The 16,700-nt window shown below is 71.8% G+C and carries 15 protein-coding genes; 9 read left to right on the top strand and 6 right to left on the bottom strand.

From position 1 onward, the window contains the following. Nucleotides 1-253 precede the first annotated feature (253 nt). The gene (locus ACFYY6_RS32015; RefSeq protein ID WP_351518233.1) at nucleotides 254-1,699 is read right to left on the bottom strand and encodes a serine hydrolase domain-containing protein; all 1,446 of its coding nucleotides are present in this window, start codon (nucleotides 1,697-1,699) and stop codon (nucleotides 254-256) included. 277 nt (nucleotides 1,700-1,976) lie between these two features. Next, nucleotides 1,977-3,095 (bottom strand): DUF5808 domain-containing protein, encoded by a 1,119-nt coding sequence (locus tag ACFYY6_RS32020; RefSeq protein ID WP_351631810.1) that lies wholly within the window; start codon nucleotides 3,093-3,095, stop codon nucleotides 1,977-1,979. Nucleotides 3,096-3,307: 212 nt separating this feature from the next. On the opposite strand from ACFYY6_RS32020, the gene ACFYY6_RS32025 reads away from it, so the two are divergent. Next, a complete protein-coding gene (locus tag ACFYY6_RS32025) occupies nucleotides 3,308-4,435 on the top strand; it encodes an ArsR/SmtB family transcription factor (RefSeq protein ID WP_389196901.1) in 1,128 nt (375 codons plus the stop codon). Nucleotides 4,436-4,679: 244 nt separating this feature from the next. Here the strand turns inward: ACFYY6_RS32025 and ACFYY6_RS32030 are convergent, their stop codons facing one another. Continuing rightward, nucleotides 4,680-5,084, bottom strand: a complete 405-nt coding sequence (locus ACFYY6_RS32030; protein WP_351518230.1) for a GntR family transcriptional regulator — start codon at nucleotides 5,082-5,084, stop codon at nucleotides 4,680-4,682. Nucleotides 5,085-5,190: 106 nt separating this feature from the next. Here ACFYY6_RS32030 and ACFYY6_RS32035 point away from each other — a divergent pair, with 106 nt between their 5' ends. From ACFYY6_RS32035 to ACFYY6_RS32045, 3 genes are read left to right on the top strand one after another with little or no spacing between them, the layout of a single operon-like run. Further along, nucleotides 5,191-5,559 (top strand): hypothetical protein, encoded by a 369-nt coding sequence (locus ACFYY6_RS32035; RefSeq protein ID WP_351518228.1) that lies wholly within the window; start codon nucleotides 5,191-5,193, stop codon nucleotides 5,557-5,559. Further along, entirely contained in the window at nucleotides 5,559-6,545 is a 987-nt protein-coding gene (locus ACFYY6_RS32040; RefSeq protein WP_386609463.1) for an ABC transporter ATP-binding protein, read from the top strand. The genes ACFYY6_RS32035 and ACFYY6_RS32040 overlap by 1 nt, the downstream gene beginning before the upstream one ends. After that, nucleotides 6,542-7,339: an ABC transporter permease gene (locus ACFYY6_RS32045; RefSeq protein WP_351518225.1), complete on the top strand. Its 798-nt coding sequence runs from the start codon at nucleotides 6,542-6,544 to the stop codon at nucleotides 7,337-7,339. Before ACFYY6_RS32040 ends, ACFYY6_RS32045 begins: the two co-directional genes overlap by 4 nt. A gap of 91 nt (nucleotides 7,340-7,430) precedes the next feature. On the opposite strand, the gene ACFYY6_RS32050 is transcribed toward ACFYY6_RS32045, so the two are convergent. The 3 genes from ACFYY6_RS32050 to ACFYY6_RS32060 all read right to left on the bottom strand — a co-directional run bounded on the left by ACFYY6_RS32050 (nucleotide 7,431) and on the right by ACFYY6_RS32060 (nucleotide 10,104). Further along, on the bottom strand, nucleotides 7,431-7,679 hold the full coding sequence (locus tag ACFYY6_RS32050; protein ID WP_073781114.1) for an MbtH family protein: 249 nt from the start codon (nucleotides 7,677-7,679) through the stop codon (nucleotides 7,431-7,433). Between the two features lie 130 nt (nucleotides 7,680-7,809). After that, nucleotides 7,810-8,619: an alpha/beta fold hydrolase gene (locus ACFYY6_RS32055; RefSeq protein WP_351631798.1), complete on the bottom strand. Its 810-nt coding sequence runs from the start codon at nucleotides 8,617-8,619 to the stop codon at nucleotides 7,810-7,812. Between the two features lie 72 nt (nucleotides 8,620-8,691). Then, on the bottom strand, nucleotides 8,692-10,104 hold the full coding sequence (locus ACFYY6_RS32060; protein WP_351631795.1) for an aldehyde dehydrogenase family protein: 1,413 nt from the start codon (nucleotides 10,102-10,104) through the stop codon (nucleotides 8,692-8,694). A 597-nt stretch (nucleotides 10,105-10,701) separates the two neighbouring features. On the opposite strand from ACFYY6_RS32060, the gene ACFYY6_RS32065 reads away from it, so the two are divergent. The 5 genes from ACFYY6_RS32065 to ACFYY6_RS32085 all read left to right on the top strand — a co-directional run bounded on the left by ACFYY6_RS32065 (nucleotide 10,702) and on the right by ACFYY6_RS32085 (nucleotide 16,485). Next, nucleotides 10,702-11,688, top strand: a complete 987-nt coding sequence (locus ACFYY6_RS32065) for a winged helix-turn-helix domain-containing protein (RefSeq protein WP_351518219.1) — start codon at nucleotides 10,702-10,704, stop codon at nucleotides 11,686-11,688. A 256-nt stretch (nucleotides 11,689-11,944) separates the two neighbouring features. Next, entirely contained in the window at nucleotides 11,945-12,118 is a 174-nt protein-coding gene (locus tag ACFYY6_RS32070; RefSeq protein WP_351518217.1) for a hypothetical protein, read from the top strand. 386 nt (nucleotides 12,119-12,504) lie between these two features. Next, complete coding sequence (locus ACFYY6_RS32075) at nucleotides 12,505-13,791, top strand: sensor histidine kinase (RefSeq protein WP_389196904.1); 1,287 nt, start codon at nucleotides 12,505-12,507, stop codon at nucleotides 13,789-13,791. Between the two features lie 175 nt (nucleotides 13,792-13,966). Beyond that, nucleotides 13,967-14,143, top strand: coding sequence for a hypothetical protein (locus ACFYY6_RS32080; RefSeq protein ID WP_351631786.1), 177 nt, complete (start codon nucleotides 13,967-13,969; stop codon nucleotides 14,141-14,143). Continuing rightward, the gene (locus ACFYY6_RS32085) at nucleotides 14,140-16,485 is read left to right on the top strand and encodes a TOMM precursor leader peptide-binding protein (RefSeq protein WP_389196906.1); all 2,346 of its coding nucleotides are present in this window, start codon (nucleotides 14,140-14,142) and stop codon (nucleotides 16,483-16,485) included. The genes ACFYY6_RS32080 and ACFYY6_RS32085 overlap by 4 nt, the downstream gene beginning before the upstream one ends. Nucleotides 16,486-16,700: the final 215 nt, after the last annotated feature.

Raw genomic sequence — 16,700 nt, forward strand, 5'->3', positions numbered from 1 at the left:
CCCTCGACCAACACCCGCGCCAACCCATCCGAAGCCGCATCCAACTCCGCATACGTCAGCACGACATCACCACACCGCACCGCCACCGCACCCGGACCGGAGACCACCCGCTCACCGAACGCGCCCACGACCGACGTCATCGACTGCTCGTGCTCGAACATCGTTGTTTTCCCCTGGTGTCTGATGGGCGTGCAGTGGTGGTGGGAGTCCCGGAACAGCCGGGCGGGGGCCGAACGTGGAGGTGACGCCGGTGTCAGAGCCGCTGGAGCGCGCGCCCGCCGTACTGGAGAAGGACGATCGGGCCGCCGGACCGCTCGCGAACGAAGCGGCCGACGATCGGCAGGCCGTCGTGCTCGTTGTCCTGGGCCACGAAGCGGTCGTCGGTGTGGATCGTGAGGCGGTAGTCGGCGTAGTCGGCGCGCGTGAGGTAGAGGCCGCCGTCCGGCCCGGGCATGACGACGAGGTGCAGGTCTCCGTTGGCGTACGTGCCGAGGTAGGCGTCCGGCTCCGTGACCCGCGGGGCGTCCGGCTCGGGGAGCCGGTAGTGGCCGAGGTCCAGGCCCGCGGCGCGGAGTTCGGTGACGAGGGCTTCCCACAGGCGGGGTCCGGCGGTGGAGTTGGCGGTGAGCGCGAGCGCGATGTTGTCGGCGGGGTGGAGGCGCACGTTGCAGCTGGCGCCGCCGACTGCGCCGTCGTGGCCGAACCAGACGCCTCCTGCGCTGCGGTGGCTCATGAGGCCGAGGCCCCAGGCATCGGCGAGGCCGAACGGCTCGGCGGCGGGGACCGGTTCGTGCATGATTCGGACCGCGTCCTCGGGGAGCAGGTGCTCGTGCGCGAAACGGGCACGGTCGTCGAGGTGGAGGCGGGCGGCGGTGACGAGGTCGACCGCGCTGCCGACGAGGCCGCCGGCCGCGGCGAGCGACAGGTCGGTCATGTGGTCGACGATTTCCGCGTTGTCGCTGTCGGCGCGGACGGCATGGCCGTCGGCGATGCTGCGGGCGGCGGGCGCGCTGCCGGGGCGCGGGTCGTGCAGGAAGGCGGGTTCGATGCCGAGGGGCCGCAGGAGGCAACTGTCCATTGCCGTCCACCAGTCCATGCCGGCCGCCGCCTCGACGACCGCGCCCAGCAGGCAGTAGCCGGTGTTGGAGTAGGAGAAGGCGAGGCCGGGCGCGTGGAGTGCGGGTGCCTGGGCGCAGGCGGTGGCGAAGCGCCGGTAGGAGGGGCCGCGCATGTCGGCGTACTCGATGCTGTCCGGGAGTCCGGCGGTGTGGCTGAGGAGTTGGCGTACGGTGGCGGCGCCCAGGCCGGTTTCCGAGCCGCCGGGTGTCCTCAGTTCGGGTAGGAGGTCGGCGAGGGGCTCGTCGAGGTCGATGTCGCCGTCGGACACGAACTGCATGACGAGGGCCGCGGTGAAGAACTTGGTGACCGAGCCGAAGGGGAAGGCGGTCTCCTGCGTCACGGGGCGTCCGGTGCGGACGGATTCCGTTCCGTAGGAGTGCGCGTGGACGGTGCCGTCGTGGTAGAGGGCGATCTGGGCGCCGGTGACCCGGTGTTCGCGGGCGAGTTCCTCGAAGATCCCGGGCAGGGACCGCGCCAGGCCGTCGGGCAGACCGCTCGCCGATTCCCGAGAAGTCTCCGGAGCCGTTTCCGGGAGTGTTTCCACGACCGTTTCCGGGGCCGTCTCCGGGACCGTCACCACGACCACTCTCCTGTTCGGGTTCTCTCCGCCGCCGGCGGCAACCGGTCACCACCGGGAGCGGAGGGCGCGACGATGCGTCGCGTGAGCGTGGTGTCGGCGAAGGCGGCGGACGGCACGGCGATGCGGACGTGCCGTGCTTTCGGTCCTCAGGCTCTCCCGCCGCCGCGGTCGTTCGCAATCTTCTTCGAGTGCGGTGAAAACGCGCAGCACGAAGGGCCGGCTCCGTGTCTCCGGAGACGGCCCTTCGTGGAGGTGGTGGGCGTGTGCGGCGCGTGTTTCACACGGTGACGGCCACGACGACACCGACTCCCACGGCCACCGCCACCAGGACCGCGGTGACGACGAGGAAGCGGAGATTGCCGAGATTGACGGTCCAGCCGAATCCGACCCGGCGGGGGACGGTGATCGCGGGATCGTCGGTGTTGACATAGATCATTCCGGCGCCGTGCCAGAAGCGGTCGTCGTCGCGTGGCACGAGACCGCTGTCGGGTTCGGTGATGTCGGCGGGGAGCCGGCTGCCGCCGGGGCCGACGCGGAGGACGAGGTGGGCGATGATGCCGAGGACTGCCAGGACGGGGACGCCGACGACGAACGCCATGAGGCCCTGGGAGCGGTTGTCGCTCCACAGCATTCCCGACAGCCCGAGCAGCATCAGGTTCACCAGGGCGGCCATGCCGAGCACGGAACGGGACATGCTGGTGAGGTAGCGGCGGTACCGGGCGGCGCTGGTCCTGGGGCGGCTGACGTCCAGGTCGGCGCGGGCGCGCAGGATTCCGGCGACGGTGCCGGCCATGGAGGCGGTGACGAGGATCTGCGCGAGAACCAGGGCGAACGCGGTCCAGAAGGTGGTCGGGTACGTCTGGTAGACGGTTCCGGAGAACGACTTCTGGGGCAGTGCGATCTCGGCGGGCAGGTCCGGGTAGACGACGGCGCCGACGAGGGCGGAGACGGCCACGACCGCGAACGCGGGGATCGCCCACGGCCAGGGGAAGCGGACGGGGTCGGTGCGCAGGGAGGTGTCGGTGACGGCGCCCTGCCGGGTCTGCTCGTACCAGCCGCCCTGTTCCTTGGCGTCGGCGACGGCCCGGTGCGCCCGGCTCCACAGGGCGACGCCGACGACGGTGAGCAGGAGGCTGCCGCCGACGGCGCCGACGGCGAGGCTGTCGAGCGCCGCGCAGGCGACGAGCGCGATGACCGTTACGGCCGCGGTCGCGGCGAGCAGCAGGGAGCGGTATCGCCGCCGCTGCGCGGCGACTTCGGGTGCGTTCGCCTTGTCCGGGGGCACGCGGACGCCGAAGGGGACGGACGGGGAATTGAGGAGCGGGCTGGGGGCGAGGGCCAGGGCGCCCCAGACGGCCGCGAGAATGCCGAGGTTGAAAAGTGCGTTGTACAGCACGGTGTTCACTCATTTCGTGTTCAGGATTTCCCGGTGGGGCGGGAGGTCGTCGTGTCGGCACACTGCACGACATTCCAGGCTCCCGCGCGGATCGTCTACCCGGCAACCACATTCGGGCGTTGATGAAACTCGCAGGTGGCGACTGCTTCGGCGGCCTGCGCGGCGGACGTTTTCGGGGAGTGCCCGGATCCTCTTCCGGCATGATGTGCCGCATGCGCGAGGAGGATCACGGAAGTACCGCGAAAGGGAATCCGGCGCGACGGACGGGGAGCGGACTCACCATTCATTTCACGTTCGACGACGTGATGAACGTCCGGCTGTTGAAGACCGTCGGTCCGGCTGCGGAGTCCCTTTTCGCTCTTGCGTCGTTGGGTGCGGGCCGGGGGCCGGTCGGCCGGGGAGGCGACGGGGTCGAGGACGTGTTCGCCCCATGGCGCAGGACGGTGGTGTTCCGGCCGGGCAGTCGGCACAGCAGACACCTTCCGCTGTTGTCGCGGATGGCGGAGGCGCTTGTCGAGTCGCCGGAGCTGATGTCGGTGGTCCGCTCCCCCACGGGCCGGATCTCGGCGTGGATGGAGCATCCCGCCGGCGGGCCGGGCGTGGCGGTGGGACGCGGGCTGCTGGCGAACCACCGGCTGGCGGTGGCGCTCAGGATGTTCGCGCAGTCCGCGGTGCAGCCCTACTGGCCGCGGATCCGCAGCCGCCTGGAGCGGGAGTGCGAGGCGAACGGGCGGGCGATGACGGCCGGCGGGGTGGAGGAGTTGTTCGCCACGGCCGGGCCGACGGGCCTGCGCTGGCGTCCGCCGGTGCTGAGCGTGCCGGCCGAACGGCCCCGCGAGGTAAGACTGTCGGGCAGCGGGCTGCTGCTGGCGCCGTCGTTGTTCCTGACGGGGCCGCCGCGTCTGTTCCTCGACGAGCGGACACCGGGAAACGCCCCGATCCTGGTCCATCCGGCGCGGACCGCGGCGGCGACGGCCGCTTCCCTCTGGGGGGACGCCGGCCGGGGCTCCGGGCGGTACGGGGAGTGGGCGGTGAGCGACGCGCCGCAGACCGACGGCGTGGGCGAGCGGCAGCCGCTGGGGCTCCTGGTGGGCAGCACGCGGGCGGCCGTCCTCCAGGCGCTCACCGCGAGCCTGACGACGAGCGAGCTCGCCCGGCGTGTGGGGGTGACGCCGGGTTCGGCGAGTCAGCACGCGAGCGTGCTGCGCCGGGCGGGGCTGGTGTCCACGACGCGTACGCACACCTCCGCCATCCACACCCTCACTCCACTCGGCGCTGCCCTGCTGCGGGCTCCCTGGCTGCCGCCCGGTCCGGACGACGGCCCCCGGGCCACCCCCTGAGCACACCGCCCGTGACGCCCCGCCGGACCCTGTCGTCGAAGCGTCGCCCGCCGTTCGGGGGCAGGCACTGGGGCGTGTTTCGAATGTCCCGTCCGACCCGCGACGCCTGGCACGGCGCCTCGCCACGTCGTCGGGATCGTCCATGTACGCCCGGCACGAGGATGGCCCTCCGCCTTGCGACGCACCGCAGAGGACGCCGCGGGCCCCGCCCTTCGAGCGGACGACACTCCTTTCGGAGCACGCGCTAACCGCCGTCGTCCTCCCTGTCCGGGAAGCCGTCGAGGGTCGTCTCGACATACGCCATCACCTCCCCCTTCGGGATGCCGCGCACGTCCAGCTCCGCGAGGAGCGTGCGCATGCGCCGGTCCCAGTCGACTCCGGTGCGCAGGTCGTCCGCGGACTGCTGCTTGACGTCCGGTCGGACCGCCGCGCCGCTCTTGCGGTTGATGCGGATGATCCCCTCGCGCCGGAGCAGGTCGTAGGCCTTGTTCACGGTGTGGAAGTTGATCGCCAGGTCGACGGCCAACTGCCTGGTGGACGGGAGACCGGCACCGGGCGCCAGCGCGCCTTCCGCGATGGCTTCCACCACCCGGTCCCGGATCTGTTGGTAGATCGGTACCTCACTGTCGAGGTCGAGTACGAGATGCACATGCCCACTCTATCTGATATACATCTACTAGAACAGACGCTCATGGCAGCGGAACCGCACTCCGACCCGGGCGGACGGGTGCGGCCCCGAGGGAGGGATGGACCCCATGGCACTGATGAAGATCTCCGGCACCGAGCTCGTGGTCGAGTTCAGCGGACGCGAGCAGACCTGGCTGCGCCGCGGCACACTGAGCGTCCCCCTGGCCGCCGTCCGCCGGGTCGTCCCGGTCGACAACCCCCTGCGCGAGGCGCACGGCGCCCGCAAGGGCCTCCAGGTCTCCGGGGTCGCCAAGATCGGCACCTGGGGCCTGATGCTCGGACCGCGCCAGCTCGTGGCGGCGTACCGGGGCAAGCCCGGCCTGCGGATCCAGCTCGACCGCGCCGCCTCCGGCGAGCAGTACGACGAGCTGGTCCTCTCCCTCGACGACGCCGGCGAGCTGGCTCGTCTCATCGGCCGCCACCAGGAGCAGAACTGATGACGCATCAGCACGAGGCGAACGGCCCGCGCATCGAAGTCACCGGCCTCACCAAGCGGTTCGGTGCGGTCACCGCGGTCGACGACCTGAGTTTCCGGGTCGAGCCCGGCGTGGTGACCGGCTTCCTCGGACCCAACGGGGCCGGAAAGTCCACGACCATGCGGATGATCCTCGGCCTGGTCGCCCCGACCGCCGGTACGGCGACCATCGGCGGCCGTCGGTACGGGGAGCTGACCCGGCCCTCCGAGGTCGTCGGCGCCGCCCTGGACGCGTCCGCGTTCCACCCCAACCACACGGCCCGCGACCATCTGCGCATCTACTGCACGATGGGCGGTCACCCGGCCTCGCGCGTGGACCGGCTCATCGAGGAGCTGGGGCTCGCGCAGGTGGCCGACCGACGCACGCGCACCTTCTCCACCGGGCAGCGGCAGCGCCTCAGCCTGGCCACGGCCCTGCTGGGCGACCCGCGCGTGCTCCTCCTCGACGAGCCCAGCAACGGCCTGGACCCGGAGGGAATCGCCTGGCTTCGCCGGTTCCTGCGCGGCCTGGCGGCCGAGGGGCGCACGGTCCTCGTCTCCAGTCACGTCCTGAGCGAGGTCCAGCAGATCGTCGACGACGTCGTGATGATCAGCCGGGGCCGGCTGGTCGCCGCGGGGCCGCTGGCGGAGATGGAGCGATTCGTCCCGCGATCCGTCCTCGTACGGTCCCCGGACGCCGCGGCGCTGCGCGACGCACTGCTCCGGGAGTCCTCCGGCGGGCAGATACGGGTGGAGACCGCCCAGGACGGCTGGCTGCGGGTGTACGGGGCGACCGACACCGTCGTCGCCGACCTGGCGGCGGCGGCCGGACTGCGGGTGCACGGCCTCGTCACCGAGGAGGCGAGCCTGGAGCAGCTGTTCTTCCGGCTGACCGGCGACGGGGCCCGTGAACCGGCGGCGGCCGGCGCGGCGGCCTCGCACACGAACGACGAGGGGATCGAGCGATGAGCACACTGATCAGGGCCGAGTTCCGCAAGCTGCTGGCCACCCGGATGTGGATGTGGGCGCTGCTGGTGGCCGTGGTGCTCGGCGGCGGGATGGTGGGGCTGCTCACTCTGGTCGGTCCGGAGAACTTCGACCCGCCGATGCCCGGTCTGGACACCGAGGACGGCGTGCGCTCGGTGCTGGGGATGCTCGGGTTCACGGTGATCGTCCCGGCGGCGCTCGGCACCCTGGCGATGACCTCCGAGTACCGGCACCGCACGGCCACGTACACCTTCCTGTTCGCGCCGAAGCGCTGGCAGGTGCTGACCGCCAAGATCGTCGTCTTCGGGGTCGCGGGGCTGGTCTACGGGGTGGTGCTCACCGGCACCGCGGGGGCCGGCTTCTTCGGCGGGGCGGCGGCCCGCGGGGTGACGCCGGGCATGGAGTCCGCGGAGGTCCTGGCGCTGCTCGGGCGACTGGCTGTCACCATGGCCGTCTACACCCTGCTCGGGGTCGCCGCGGGGGCACTGATCCGCAATCAGATCGCCGCGCTCGCGGTCGTGGTGGGCTACCTGTACATGGGCGAGCTGACGCTGATGATGATCCCGGGCGTCAAGCTGCTCTACCCGCTGCTCCCCGGCGGCGCCACCTCCTCGCTGACCGGCTTCACCTACATCGCCGACACCCTCGCCGACCAGTTGGCGACCAGTCCGGTGTCGCTGCTCTCGCCCGTGGGCGGTGCGCTCCTGCTCACCGGCTACGCCCTGGTCGCGGCGGTCGCCGCGGTGCTCGTCCCGATGCGCCGGGACGTGCACTGAGACCCGGTGCCGTGACCGGCACCGGAACGGAGCGGGTGCCCCGGACCGACTTCCGGGACACCCGCGGGATGTTGGTGCGAAGGGACGCGCGTCAGGCGGCGGCGCCGGCCGGGCTGGCCGGCTCCGCCTCCAGGCCCTCCATCTCCCGTATGAGGCTGGCGGGCCTCATGTCCGTCCAGTTCTTCTCGACGTACGCGAGGCACGCCTGGCGGGTGTCTTCGCCGAACACGACGGACCAGCCCTTGGGAACCTCCGCGAAGGTGGGCCACAGCGAGTGCTGGTTCTCATCGTTCACGAGTACGTAGAAAGAACCGTCCTCGTTGTCGAACGGGTTCTCCATGATGATTTCCTCCTCAAGAGCGGGATCCGGATGCGCCCGGCCCCGCGGAATCGTCCATCGCCCGCTTCCGGACCGACAAGTTGTTTCGTCCGGCACCGAAACGCGGGTGTCGTGCATCGCCCGGCCTGTGTCAGCCGTTCTGTCGGAAGAATGCGAGCAGAACGGAATTCACCTGGTCGGGACGTTCCAGATAGCCGTAGTGCCCCGCGTCCCGGATCTCGGTGTACCGGGCCCCGGGGACCGCGTCGGCGACCTCCCGGCTCAGATGCGGAGGCAGCACCAGGTCGTCGGCGAAACCGATCACCTGGCACGGCGTGCGGATCGCGCGGTACGCGTCGAGCCGGCTCTCCTCGACGTCGACATCGAGCTGGGCCCGGTAGCCGGCCGCGTCGGTGACCGGGGACAGCTCGAAGATGTCGAGCCAGTCCCGGATCTCCTTGTCCTCCCGCAGCGTCGCGGGCGACAGGTTCTGCAGCGCCCTGAGCGTCGCCCCGTACAGCGGCGTCAGCCGGCCGCCGCTGTCGTAGAACTCCCGCTCCGCCCGGACATGTGCCCGGCGCATCGCGTCGTTGCGGCCCCGTGTCGCCATCAGGACCGCCTGGCTGACCAGGTCGGGCCGGGCCAGGCACAGCTCCTGCACCACGTGGGCGCCGAGCGAGGTGCCGACGAGCCGGCAGGGGCCCGCGTCGAGATGCTCGATCAGCGCCGCGGTGTCCGCGACGAGATCGTCGATCGTGAAGCCCTCGGAACAGGCATCGGTGGGCGGGATGCCCCGGTTGTTGAAGGTGATCACCCGGTAGCCCGCCTGCACCAGCGCCGGCACCTGGTGCAGGTGCCAGGCCCTGCCTCCGGCGCCGGATCCCATGACCAGCACGACCGGGTCGCCCTTTCCGGTCACCTCGTAGCTCAGGCTGATGCCGTTGACTCTCGCGGTCGGCACTGGCCGCCCTCACTTCCCCGCCCGGTACGGGCGCACTGTCGAATCGTTGACCACGAAACCGCACGGGCGGCGTCAGGCCGCCTTCGGCTCCTCGGTCGTCCGCGCCGCCGCCCGGTCCCAGTACGGGCCGAACAGCGCGGCCTCGTCCGGAACACGTTCCGGAACGGGACGGGAGATCGTGGTGTAGTTCAGGAAATGCCGCCAGGTGACGTTCCCCGACACTCCGGAACCGCCCCAGCTCCCGCTGGAGAGAGTGGTGGTGAAAGGCACACCGCTGCTGAAGGATCCGGTGTTCGTCATCGTCGACTGGTTCACCACCACCCGGCAGTGCGTGACGCTCTCCGCGAGCCGCATGACCCGGTCCGGCCGGTTCGTGTGGATCGCGCAGCTGTGCCCGATGCCGCAGCGTTCCGAAATCCGCTGCACGAGCCGCACGGCCTCGTCGAAGTCGGTGTACTCCGACAGGGAGAGCACGGGAGAGATCTTCTCCCGCAGCAGCGGGCCGTCCTGCCCGGCATCGGGCTGGTCCGCGACGAGCACGGAGACCTTGTCCGGCACCGTCAGCCCGGCCGCCGCCGCGATCTGTGCGGCCGGCCGGCCGATCAGGCCCCGGTCGAGGGTACGGCCGTCCGGCCACAGCGCCTCGACCAGCGCCGCGGTCTCCGCCGCGTCGCACAGATGGGCCCCGGCACGCACCAGACCGTCGCGGAAGTCGTCGGCGACGGAACGGTGCACGAGCACATTGCTCTCGGACGAGCAGGACGTGCCGTGGTTGAAACCGGCGCCGGTGTGGATGTGGTTCAGGGCCTCGTCGAGGTCCGCGGTCTCGTCCACGAGGACCGTGGGGTTGCCCACCCCGGCGCCGATCGCGGGCGTGCCGCTGCGATAGGCGCGGCGCACGGTGTTGGAGCCGCCGATGGCGACGACGAAGTCGGCGGCGGACATGAGGCGTTCACCGGCGTCGCGGCCGGTCACCGGCAGGCACTGGACGAGGTCCTGCGGGGCCCCGACCTCGGCCAGCGCGGCGCGCATGACCTCGGTCGTGGCGAGCGCCGTCCGGTGGGCGCGCGGATTGGGACTGAAGACGACGGCGTTGCGGGTCTTCAGCATGGGCAGGGCGTTGCAGATGATGCCCGGGGCAGGTGCGGTCGCGGGGCTGGCGACGGCAATCACACCGAGTGGTTTGGCGAGGGTGACGAGTCCCCGTTCGGGCTGCTCCTCGACGACGCCGACCGTACGGACCCCGTGCAGGTCGTACAGGATGCCGAGCACCCGTCTGCGCTGGAGTGCGTACATCGCCTCGGCGTCGCCGAGACCGGTCTCCTCCTCACTGAGCCGCGCCAGAGCGCGCGCGTTCTCCTCCCGATAGCAGTGCCAGCCGACGGCCGCGACGGCCTCGTCGATTCCGGCCTGCGACCATGACGCCACTTCCGCCTCCGCCACGCGGGCGCGGCGTACCGCTTCGTCCACGGATTCGCTGATCACAGCAACTCCCCTACGGCGATCGCTGGGGCGCGTCCCTCCGGGTGAGCCCGCTGCGGGACCTCGCCACCGGGCGTGCGCGCCGTGCTTTCCGGCAGGTCACGGGCCGTACCCAACCTCCGGCAGGGGGCTCCGGCCCCCTGCTGGCGCAAGGTAGCCACAATCGGCTCCCGTTCACCACAGTTTCTGTCGACGGCAAATGCCCTGCGGTGTGCGGTCGTTCGGGCGGCATGGTGAAGACGTGCGAATTCGGCCAATCACGGCCGTCGCACTGGCGCACCTGAAAAATTCATGATCCAGGCGCTGAGACGGTCATGGGTGTTCAGGGAGCGTCGCACTGTCGGCCGCCGCCCGCCGCATGACACGGTCACTCGTGTTCCGACTTCCCCCGGACGACGGCAGACGGCGCCCCGCGGCGCGATCCGCCGACCTCGGCCGCCGATCCAACCCCATTTCCCCGGTCCGCCCGTCCGACGCCCGTGGAGCGTCGTGCGGTACGGACCGGGGCGGCGGCCGGACGAGGCGCCGTCTCCGTGCCCGGGCGGGGAGTCGGCCGCCGGGCCCGGGCAGCCGGGTCCCACAACACATGGGGGCCGTTCGATGCAGAGAATCCACTTCACCGCCGCAGATCTCGCGCGCACCCGAATGCAGAGCACCCTCGGCCCGGTGGCCGAGGGCGTGTTCGCTCTGGGCGCGCTCACGAGGTCCCGCAGCGCCGATCTCACCGGCTGGCGCGCCGAGGTCACCGCCCGGCTACGGGAGAGTTCTGCTCTGAGCCAGCCGCTCGGCCCCCTGCTGCAGTCGTTGAACGCCCCCGACGACCTGCTGTTCCTGCTGGATTCCTCGCCGGGCGCGGACGCCTCCGCACTGGCCGCGCTCTCGCTGACCCGGACGGAGGCGGTCCGGCTGGCCGTCGGCGTCTGGCGGGCCGGGGTCGCCCCGCTGTGGGACTCGGTGCAGCAGCGGCTGGACACCGAGTGCGACGCCCACGGGCGGATCGCGATGACGGGCGGGGTCGAGCGGCTGCTGTCGACGCTGCACCCGAGGATCGTGTGGAACCCGCCGGTCCTGGAGATCCACGACCGCACCGACCGGGACGTCCATCTGTGCGGGCGGGGCCTGTTGCTGGTGCCGTCGGCGTTCCTGACGGGCGTCGCGGGCCGGGTCATCGGTACGGAGCGGGACAGCGGGCAGGCCGCTCTCGTCTTCGGCATGCCGTCGGACGTGACCTCGCTGTTCTCGCTGCTGCCCGAAGAGGAGGAGGTCGGGGGCGAACAGGCGCTCAGCGCGCTGGTGGGCCAGACCCGGGCGGCTGCGCTGCGGCAGCTGACGGACACCTGCACGACGAGTCAACTCGCGGCACGGCTCGGCATCTCCCCCGGAACCGCCAGCCAACACGCCTCGGTGTTGCGGGAGTCGGGGCTGATCACCACCCGTCGGGTGCGCAACTGCGCCCTGCACACCGTCACTCCGCTCGGCATGGCGCTGCTCGGCGGCCGGCTGCGTGCGCGCCCGGCGTCGTCACGGACCGGGCCGGGCGCGCACGCGCCGGGGACGAAGTCCCGTGGCCCGCTGCCCGTTCCGTGAGGCGCGCCCCGCCCTCGTACGACCATCCGTTCGACCCCGCACCTGTGGCGTGTTCCGAAAGTCCCGTCCGGCCCGCGACGCCTGGCACGACGCCTCGCCGCGTTGTCGGGACCGTCCACGTACACCCAGTACGAGGACGCCCCTCCGCCTCGCGACGCACCGCGCGGACACCGCGGGCCCCGCCCTTCGGGCGGACGACGCCACTTTCGCAACACGCCCCAGAAGTCACCGACGACCAAGAGGGAAGGAACACCCGATGAACTTCTCCGATGCCTCCGCACTCCGCCCCGACGCCGCGACCGGACCGGTCCGCGGCGCGCTCGGCGCCCTGGTGATCGAGGACCTGGACGGCGCGTCGGACGACGCCGTCGCGTTGTTCACCATCTGCATCCGCAGCACGCCCGCCGGCTCGTCGGCCGCCGTGCGATAGTCCACCGGACCTCCGACGGGCGGTGATCCGGGAACGGCCGGCGCGACTCCGTGCTCCGGGAGCGGGACGTCACGCCGACCCTGACCGCCCGTCGGGTCCGGGCGGTCAGGGCCCTTCGTCGAACTGCCGTCGTCCGGGCGGAGGCCGGACCGCGCGGCATCCGGTGCGTGCGGCCTCGATGCGGAGGATCGTCCTGGTACTGGAAGACTGTCCCCCGGGCACTCCTGACGGCGGATCACCCCCCGCTCCCGCCACGGCCCGGCCTCACGACCGGGAATTCCCGTCGTCGCCGTACCACTTATGATCTTCGCATGTGCACTGGAGTTCGACGACTTCGCGGGAAGCGCCACCGAAGATCGCAGACCGCGCATGAACGGGACGGTCGCATGAAACAGGGGGGCAGTCGCTCGTCCGGCACGAACGGGGCGGACAACGGGGAAGCAGCCGAAGGAGGGACGGCCGCGGGGCCGGGGGCCGGAATCGGTCCCGGCGCCGGAAAGTCCTCGCCGCTGCCGGATCTGCCGGCACCGCGGCTGGCCGGAACGATCCTCAAAGTGGCCTTGCTCGGCTATCTGAGCATCACTCTGATCAACCTCGTGAGCGCGGCGCACACGACTCTGTCGCTCGGCGCGTGCGTGGTGGCGCTGCTTCTCGTCTTCCTGCTCCAGATGCGCCACTCCAGTGCGCACGCCCATCTCGCGCCGGCCTGGCAGAAGGCGCTCACGCTCTCCGCCCAGGCACTGCTGACCTATTTGCCGCTCGCGCTGTTCCACTCCCAGTGGGGCGCGATGGCCGGGTTCCTCGCCGGTTCCCTGCTGCTGCTCCTGCCGCCGAGGGTGGCCTGGTCCGCGTACGGCGCGGTCGGACTGTCGATGTCGCTGCCGCCTCTCGTCGACGGCTATCCGCTGCGGGAAATGTTCTACCTCTCCCTGTCCACGCTGCTGACCGGTCTGGTGGTGTTCGGGCTGTCCCGGCTGTCGGCGCTGGTCCACGCCCTGCACGACACCCGTCTCGAGCTGAGCCGGATGGCGGTGACGCAGGAGCGGCTGCGGTTCGCCCGGGACCTGCACGATCTGCTGGGCTACAGCCTCTCCGCGATCACGCTCAAGAGCGAGCTGATCCACCGTCTGGTGCCCACGCATCCGCGACGCGCGATGGACGAGGTCAGCGAACTCCTGGAGATCTCACGGCAGTCGCTGGCCGATGTGCGGGCAGTGGCCAGTGGACTGCGGGCGATGTCCCTGAAGCAGGAGCTGGGTTCGGCGCAGTCGCTGCTGGAGGCGGCCGACGTCCGGGTGGAGACGGACGTCCGCTTCGGCACGATCGACCAGCAGGTGGACACCGTGCTGGCGGCGGTGCTGCGCGAGGCGGTGACCAATCTGCTGCGGCACACCCGGGCGACGACGTGTCGGATGGAGGCCGTGCAGGAGGGCGACCGGGTACGGCTGTCGATGACCAATGACGGGGTGGATCCCGCCTATCGCGACGTCTCCCCGCACAGCGGCAGCGGGCTGGGGAACCTGGCGGCGCGGCTGCGGGCCATCTCCGGCAGGCTGAGCGTCGAACGCCTGCCGGACAGGTCGTTCCATCTGGTGGCGGAGGCCCCCACCCGGCTGCTGCGGCCGCTCCCGGACCTGGACGACGACCCGTACGCCGAGGACTCGGTGGCCTGAGGCTCAGGGCCCCGGTATGTGAAGAGTTCACTCTCGGCAGATGATCCGTGCACTGTAAGTTCTCGGCCATGCCTCGCAGAATCGGTTGGGTGAAGGCCGGTCCGCTCCTCACCCGGAAGCGGACCGGCCTCCCGAACTCTCGACGCCGTGCGATCCACGAAGGGACAAGAACACGATGAAGGAAACCTTCTCCTCCCGTGCCAGGCTCGCCGAGAAGCCCGTTCCGCACCTGGTGATCGAGGATCTCGATGCCGCGTGCGCCCAGGCCCAGGCATTGTTCACCATCTGCATCCGCAGCGGGCCGGCCGACGCGACGGGCGAGCCCGCGCCGTCGGCACGGCTCGGGGCATGACCGTCGGCGAGGGACGGGACCTCTGGGCCGCCTCGGGGGACGACCGGATCCGGGTGGGCTTCGCCGGCCACCTCGAACCCACGGTCGTCCCCGGCGAGGCGGTCTATCTGGTGTCCCAGCGCGGTGTGACCGCGCTCCACGGCGAGCATGCGGAGGTGCTCGCACCGCTGCTGGACGGCAGCCGCACGGCGGCGGACGTCCTGCGGGAGGCGGCGGCGCGGCTCGGGGCCGCCGGGGCCCGTGACTCGCTCAACGCTCTCGAACGGGCGGGCCTGCTGCGCCGGTTCGCCCCCGACGGCGCGCGGCCCCCCGCCCCGCGCGGCACCGTGGCCTACTGGGACCTCGCCGGCCTGGACGGGGCGCGCGCCGCGGCGGCGGCCGGGCGGGCGCGGGTGCGGATCGTGGACCTGACCGGCACGGCGGACCACGGCCGTCTGCGGGCGGCGTGCGAGGAGTCGGGGCTCACCGTCGCCGAGGTGAGCGACGCGAGCCGGGATCCGTACGTGCTCCCGGAGACGGGCTCCGACTTCGCGATCGTGCTGTGCGACGACTACCTGGCCCCTCGTCTGCGGGACGTCGACGCCGCTCACCGGGCGCGGGGCCTGCCCTGGCTGCTGGCCCGTCCGGGGGGCGCGGAGCCGTGGGTCGGCCCGGTGTTCCGGCCGGCCGAGGGCGGCGCCTGCTGGTCGTGCCTGGCGGTCCGACTGCGCGGGCACCGGCGTTCCGAACGGCCGCTCCAACTGGCCCTGGGCATCGACGGACCACCGCCGCGGCCGCTCGGCGCCCTTGCCTCCTGCTACGCCCTCGGGCTGCATCTGGCGGTGCTGGAGTCCGCCAAGTGGCTGGCCGGGGTGCGCGATCCGGCGCAGGACGCGGTCACCACGCTCGGCACGCTCCGGTCGGGGTCGGCGCAGCACGCGGTCACCCGGCTTCCGCAGTGCGCCGGGTGCGGCGACCCGGGGATCGTCGCCCGGCGCGCGTCCACTCCCTTCGTCCCCGTCTCCCGGCCGAAGGCGGAGCGCGACCTGGGCGGCCACCGGGCGCTGACGCCCGATGAGATGCTGGCGGCGTACGGCGGTCTGGTCGACCCGGTCACCGGGATCGTCAAGGAGATCCGCCGGGCGCCGAACAGCCCCGGCTTCGTCCACCCCTATCTCTCCGGGCACAACCTGGCCATGGGCTCGTCTACGCTGGCCGGACTTCGGGCCGGACTGCGCGCGCTCAGCGGTGGCAAGGGCGTCACGGAGACCGAGGCCCGGGTGAGCGCGCTGTGCGAGGCGGTGGAACGGTACAGCGGCACACGGCACGGCGACGAGGCGGTGGTCCGTGACACCTTCCGGGCGCTGGGCGACGCGGCGGTGCATCCCAACGCCTGCCAGCTGTACGGCGAGCGGCAGTTCCGCGACCGGGACCGCTGGAACAGCGCCGGGTCGCGGCTCAGCCACGTGCCCGAGCGGTTCGACGTGGACCGGCCCACCGAGTGGACCCCCGTGTGGTCGCTCACCTCCGGGCGGCAGCGGCTGCTGCCGACGTCGATGCTGTACTACGGCGACGGGTGGGGCACGGACGGGCTGTCCGCCGACTCCAACGGCAACGCGGCCGGCAGCAGTCCGGAGGACGCGCTGGTCCAGGGGTTCCTGGAGTTGGTGGAGCGGGACGCGGTGGCCCTGTGGTGGTACAACCGCACCCGGCAGCCGGCCATCGACCTGGACGCCTGGGACGAGCCGTACGTGGACCGGATCCGCGAGGGCTGTGCCGGGCTGAACCGTGAGGTCTGGGCGCTCGACCTCACCTCGGACCTCGGCATTCCGGTGGTGGCGGCGCTGTCCCGGCGCGTCGACAAGCCCGCCGAGGACGTGATCTTCGGATTCGGCGCGCACTTCGATCCCCGGCTGGCGGTGCGCCGGGCCCTGACGGAGATGGGGCAACTGCTCCCGGCCGTGTGCGACGCGCGGCCGGACCACACCGGCTACCGGATCACCGACCCGGAGCCGCTGGAGTGGTGGCGGCGGGCGACGACGGCCGGCGAGCCGTACCTGGCCCCCGACCCGACCGCACCGGCCCGTACCCCGGCGCACTGGAGCTACGCACCGCGCGGCGATCTGCTCGACGACATCGCCGCGATCACCGGCCTGGTGCGTGCGCACGGCATGGAGCTGCTGGTCCTGGACCAGACGCGGCCGGACCTCGGACTCCCGGTGGTGAAGGTGATCGTGCCGGGCCTGCGCCCGTTCTGGGCGCGGTTCGCGCCGGGCCGGCTGTTCGACGTGCCGGTGGCGCTGGGGCGGCGGTCGGAGGCCGTCGCCTACGAGGACCTCAACCCGGTTCCGCTCTTCGTCTGACACCGGATTCGGCCGGAATACGACGGTGACGAGGGACGTTCGGACGCCGCCGCCGGAGCGACGCGGCGGCGGCCGACGGACGGACGCCGCAGTTGAGGAGTGCGTCGATCACTTCACGTGCTTCACATCATTCACATAAAATCGACGGCAGTCACAAGAATCCGTGGCTGTCCGGAATCGCTCCTCGTCGCCATCGAGGCCGCGACTCGCCCCCG

The sequence above is a fragment of the Streptomyces sp. NPDC001750 genome (assembly GCF_042892615.1).
In the GTDB taxonomy this organism is placed as follows: Bacteria; Actinomycetota; Actinomycetes; order Streptomycetales; family Streptomycetaceae; genus Streptomyces.